Consider the following 4935-nt stretch of genomic DNA (forward strand, 5'->3'; position numbering starts at 1 on the left):
ATTCCGGCTCTGCCTCCGAATCACGCTGCGGTATCGAAAGATTACAGTGCGTACCTGATAAGAGCACCAATCAACGGACTAGGGATTTCTTGGATTGCACCGTCGAAAGAAGCCCAACCTAACCAGAAGTACCAAACTTAGCTAAAGGAACAAGCTAAGAAGCCATGACCCAATAACCGATCATGGAGAAAAGCAAAGACAGAATGATGATGTCGCTTCGCTCCGTTTTGATTAGTACCACATTGGGGCATTAGGTGTGTATTTGATTTTTATTAGTCGTCCCACTTAAAATAGGCTAAATGAGCTAAAGAATTGTCCATGTCGTACGTGGTCTTTGTGGTATTAGTAAGCGTTAGATCGTCATCCCAAAAAGAAGCGTCTTCGGGGCCCATAATCTTCAATGCACCTATTGTGCTACCATAACCCATTCCAACATGCTTAGCTGTCTGAGTAGCAACTTCTGACAAATCAAGGTCAGTATCCGAGTTATAACTATTAACTAATGCATTAGATATACTCGATACGCCAATACCAACTCCAACAGCCATTCCAATCTTAGATTCTTTTGATAAACTCAAACCATTAGTATCAACCACTTTCTCCACAAGGTACTGCACCGCAGAAGACCCAGCGACTGAACCAATAATGCTTGCAACAGAAGATACACCGCTATTAGTGTCGTTATTGCAAACTGCATTTAGTGTAGAGCTAACCCCCCCCACAGTGGCAGCTAGAATTACTCTGGTGATAAGACCTTTTCGCGCTCGTTCATGTGTCATCATAGCTAATGGCTCGCTACTCTGACTTACCTTATCGTCTTTCATTTTTATCCTTATAATCCATTTGCAACGTTTTACTATTTTATCACACCCCCCGCTAAAACTTACCAATAATCAATAAGGTCATGGAGACAGTCCTAGGTGGTCATCAAAAACCATAAATGTATGGATACACAATCAAGCTCAAAGTCATAGAGAACGAAAATTTACTCAAGAAAATCACGCAAGAATGGAAAATACTGAAAATTGTAATGAGCCTATCGATTTTTAGTGCGACTAATCCACGTTATGTAAAAAGCCAGCAATTTGCTGGCTTTTTAGCTTTTAAATAATACCATTTGAAGTACGTGTACCATTAAAAAAGATACACGTACTTCAAAAGGGTAGATTACCGTGCAAACAGCCTTAATGCGACAGAACCGTTCACAATAAGCGTTAGTGGGTATAAATTTTAATAATTATAATTTTTCGTAGGTATGTACTAAAATGATGATAGGTAAAATAGAAAGAAATATAAATATTAGTAACACTTACCTAAAATTGTCTCAAGAAGATGAAAGTGCCGCTTCAGAGTTAGCAAAGTTAGGTAAATATCGGGTTGCTTGTTATTTGATTTTACAATCAATGGAGAAGTTAATAAGGAGTAAGATTTTTTCACTTATCAATGCAGATAACGATTTTTTTAGAGATGAAAATAGAAATCATTCTATAGAATCAGCATTTGATATGCTCATTAATATACTATCAACCGATAATATTCAGAAAGAGCAAATTCGAGCACAATTCGCTTCTAATGTTTTGCTTAAAACTAACTCGAACCACTTACACAATAACTTGAGATACCCATATTTCCAAAAAAGAAAATCTCATTATGTTCTATTAAATGTTGATGCCAGCGATTACGAAATTTTGGTTTCTAGATTAAATGTATTGAAATCATTTATCAAAGATATACATCTTCTTTAATTTTGTGTTACTCAATACTGAATTTTTAAATTGGAACTGTAATTTCTGAAGAAAGAGAGCATAGAGGCCTAAATCAAGCTTCTGCATCTCAGTTATGTGGAATGACTCAGTCAACATTAGCCAGGGTTGAAATTGGTAGGGCATCGACCATAGAAAATGTATTAAAAATTTCTCATGGGTTTGAATTGGAACCATGGCAGCTCTTTAAAGTTGCTGACGATAGAGTTAAAGCTCTTAAATCTCAGGGTTATGAGGTTGAAACGGAGCTGCCATCAGAGAAAGAACTAAAGGAAAATAGTGCTGAATGGGTAACAACAAAAACAATTATAACTCGAGCATCCATAATCGGACTGACTGCAGCCGGTGTTGCAATTGTTGATGGCGTAATCCCTTATATAAATAAGTTTATGAAAAAGAAGTAAATCTCTGAGAGTTATATTCCACACTGATTGCGGCGGGGTTATTCATTAGAATTCGACGTAATGACATTCCTAATCAAACTCCATGACCTAACCAACTGTTTGGTTAGGTCATGGAGATAGTCCTAGGTGGTCATCAAAAACCATAAATGTATGGATACACAATCAAGCTCAAAGTCATAGAGAACGAAAATTTGCTCAAGAAAATCACGCAAGAATGGAAAATACTGAAAATTGTAATGAGCCTATCGATTTTTAGTGCGACTAATCCCTTTTATGTTAAACGCTACAAGTCTTTCATGTGGCGTTTTATCGCACCTTCATTTTCATCCAGCCATTCTTTAATCCGCTCTTCTTCCTCTTGCTCTTTACGCCACTTATCAAGGTCTTCTTGCCTATACTTTCTTTTCCTTGAAACGATTTGATTCAATCTTTTCCATTTTCGCATTTCTGTTTCTGGTTTCGTTTTCATGTAATCACCATCGGCTAATAAATAAACAAATTGTTCTTGCTTTTGATTATCAAAGAGTAAATCACAATATCAAACGATATTCCCCGATTTATCCACCGTGAATGTGGATTGTTTTAAGACTTACTAGAAGAATTTCACATGAAATAAAAACTTGTTAAAAACGCACTCAAAAGCTCGCAAAACCGTTCTAAACTTTCAACGTGGTTTTGGGTGTTTTATAGGGGGATCGTGTCTTAAAATCGATTTGAGGGGATTTAATGCGGATGAATGGGCGGTTTTAGCAAGTTAACTCGCCCATTTAACATAATGGGTCTTATACGTAGCCATTTTTAGATGACTTAATAAATTTCTAACCTACAGATGTACAAAAGCCCCGTGACAGTATCACAGGGCTTTGGTACTCTGAATCGGTGCATTCGCTGCTACGATTAGAAAGCTCAATCCAATCTTAGCAGCGTGAGAGACGCTTGTCACGTTCTCATTAAATACCAGCCAACGACATTAACCCAAATGCACCACTTGATTGACTCGGACTTGGCTCGGTCCCCGAAAGGATAAACAGGCAAATTGTGGTAATAACGTACCGGAAAACGAAATTCCGGCTCTGCCTCCGAATCACGCTGCGGTATCGAAAGATTACAGTGCGTACCTGATAAGAGCACCAATCAACGGACCAGGGTTTCTAGGATTGCACCGTCGAGAGAAGCCCAAACTGACCAGAAGTACCAGACTTAGCTAATGGAACAAGCTAAGAAGCCATGACCCAATCACTGATCATGGAGAAAAGCAAAGACAAAAAGACGTTGTCGCTTCGCTCCGTTTTGATTAGTACCACATTGGGGCATTAGGCACTTTTTTGCTCAAAATTTGAGCCTGAGAGTTCAAATAGGCATGAAAAAATTCAAAGCCAAACCAATTTTAAATTGTTCGTAGTCAATAGGTTGTCTCATGTATTCGATTCCTGTTATGGAAATCAACCCCATTCAACCATAAAAAAGGGAAGCCGGTAGGCTTCCCTTGGAAACGTCGATATTCAATACCGAGCAAGTGAGAATAGTAATACTAGCTTGCTTCTCTGGTATGGCAACTATTAGTTTTTAGGCTCAACGGAGAAAAAAGAACGTTTAATGCAGTTTGCAATTGCAATAAAATCAGGCTGATAACCGTAGTTAATCCACGTTATGTAAAAAGCCAGCAAATTGCTGGCTTTTTTGCTTTTAAATAATAGCATTTGAATCACCCTGTACCGCTAAAAAAACCATACGTACTTCAATTTGAACCTAGCGGTGTTAATATAGAATCATCATAATAGTGATAATTAGAAGTGAATACGGAGAGAAAGATGCATTTTGATATAGCCAATGACACCCTTTTGGGGATCAAGGATCTATGTGAAAAATTAGGTATCAGTAAATCAACGCTGAATAGAATTCGACGTAATGACATTCCTAATCAAATTCCTTTCCCTCAACCAACCGTTTGGTTAGGTCATGGAGATAGCCCTAGGTGGTCATCAAAAATCATAAATGTATGGATACATAATCAAGCTCAAAGTCATAGAGAACGAAAATTTGCTCAAGAAAATCACGCTAGAATGGGAAATGCTGAAAATTATAACGAACCTACCGATTCTAAGTGCAACTAATCCCTTTTATGTTAAATGGGCGAGTTGATTAGCGAAAACCGCCCATTCATCCCCATCAAAGCCCCTCAAATCGATTTTAAGACACGATCACCCTATCAAACCCCAAAAATCACGTTGAAAGTTTAGAACGGTTTTGCGAGCTTTTGGGGGCGTTTTTAACATCATTTGATTAGCAATGAGATCTCACCGTTAACCCTCAAAACAATGACTTTCATTTTGCCACTCATGAAACGATGAACGGGCAGATAAAATTTTTATCTGCCTGTGAATCGTTGGACAAGCGCAGCGCGTCAGAAAAAAGACTCGTAGAGGCTTCGGGGTATCAGGGATCCCCCTGAGTACGCGACTGTAGACAAACGGCAATAATGTCCCCATTATGTCCCCGTTTGTCTGCGGTCGATGTCGTGCCTGTAATTTTGTATTTTGCGATATTTTTAACAAACCAATTAAAAACGCATAGGTAACACACCTTAGAGCCTTGTACGTCAACGTTTTTAGACAACAAAAAAAAAGGGGAATTAATGGCGGAGAGCAAAAAAACAACAACGGTGAGCTTTAGAATTGAAGATGATCTCAAAGATAAACTTCAAATCATTGCTGAACGAGAAAATAAAACTATCACCAACAAAGCACGTGAAATCCTCGCTGAATCAC

At 38.2% G+C, this 4935-nt stretch carries 5 protein-coding genes; 3 read left to right on the top strand and 2 right to left on the bottom strand.

All coding sequences use genetic code 11. The annotated features are described in order from the left end of the window. Window positions 1-272: 272 nt before the first annotated feature. Window positions 273-824, bottom strand: a complete 552-nt coding sequence (locus FTV43_RS14455) for a hypothetical protein (RefSeq protein ID WP_179991722.1) — start codon at window positions 822-824, stop codon at window positions 273-275. Window positions 825-1265: 441 nt separating this feature from the next. Here FTV43_RS14455 and FTV43_RS14460 point away from each other — a divergent pair, with 441 nt between their 5' ends. Continuing rightward, window positions 1266-1745 (top strand): HEPN domain-containing protein, encoded by a 480-nt coding sequence (locus FTV43_RS14460; RefSeq protein ID WP_179991723.1) that lies wholly within the window; start codon window positions 1266-1268, stop codon window positions 1743-1745. A gap of 41 nt (window positions 1746-1786) precedes the next feature. Next, the gene (locus tag FTV43_RS14465; RefSeq protein ID WP_368856091.1) at window positions 1787-2167 is read left to right on the top strand and encodes a helix-turn-helix domain-containing protein; all 381 of its coding nucleotides are present in this window, start codon (window positions 1787-1789) and stop codon (window positions 2165-2167) included. Window positions 2168-2450: 283 nt separating this feature from the next. Here FTV43_RS14465 and FTV43_RS14470 read toward each other — a convergent pair whose 3' ends face one another. Beyond that, complete coding sequence (locus FTV43_RS14470; protein WP_179991721.1) at window positions 2451-2636, bottom strand: hypothetical protein; 186 nt, start codon at window positions 2634-2636, stop codon at window positions 2451-2453. A gap of 1342 nt (window positions 2637-3978) precedes the next feature. Here FTV43_RS14470 and FTV43_RS14475 point away from each other — a divergent pair. Then, window positions 3979-4281: an AlpA family transcriptional regulator gene (locus FTV43_RS14475; protein ID WP_179991724.1), complete on the top strand. Its 303-nt coding sequence runs from the start codon at window positions 3979-3981 to the stop codon at window positions 4279-4281. Window positions 4282-4935 lie beyond the last annotated feature (654 nt).

Source organism: Acinetobacter sp. YH16053, assembly GCF_013417035.1.
GTDB classification, from domain to species: domain Bacteria; phylum Pseudomonadota; class Gammaproteobacteria; order Pseudomonadales; family Moraxellaceae; genus Acinetobacter; species Acinetobacter towneri.

What these genes read in the sequence shown, in the direction of transcription:
- FTV43_RS14455 (WP_179991722.1), bottom strand. Translation starts at nt 824, where the DNA reads ATGAAAGACGATAAGGTAAGTCAGAGTAGCGAGCCATTAGCTATGATG.
- FTV43_RS14460 (WP_179991723.1), top strand. Translation starts at nt 1,266, where the DNA reads ATGATGATAGGTAAAATAGAAAGAAATATAAATATTAGTAACACTTAC.
- FTV43_RS14470 (WP_179991721.1), bottom strand. Translation starts at nt 2,636, where the DNA reads ATGAAAACGAAACCAGAAACAGAAATGCGAAAATGGAAAAGATTGAAT.
- FTV43_RS14475 (WP_179991724.1), top strand. Translation starts at nt 3,979, where the DNA reads ATGCATTTTGATATAGCCAATGACACCCTTTTGGGGATCAAGGATCTA.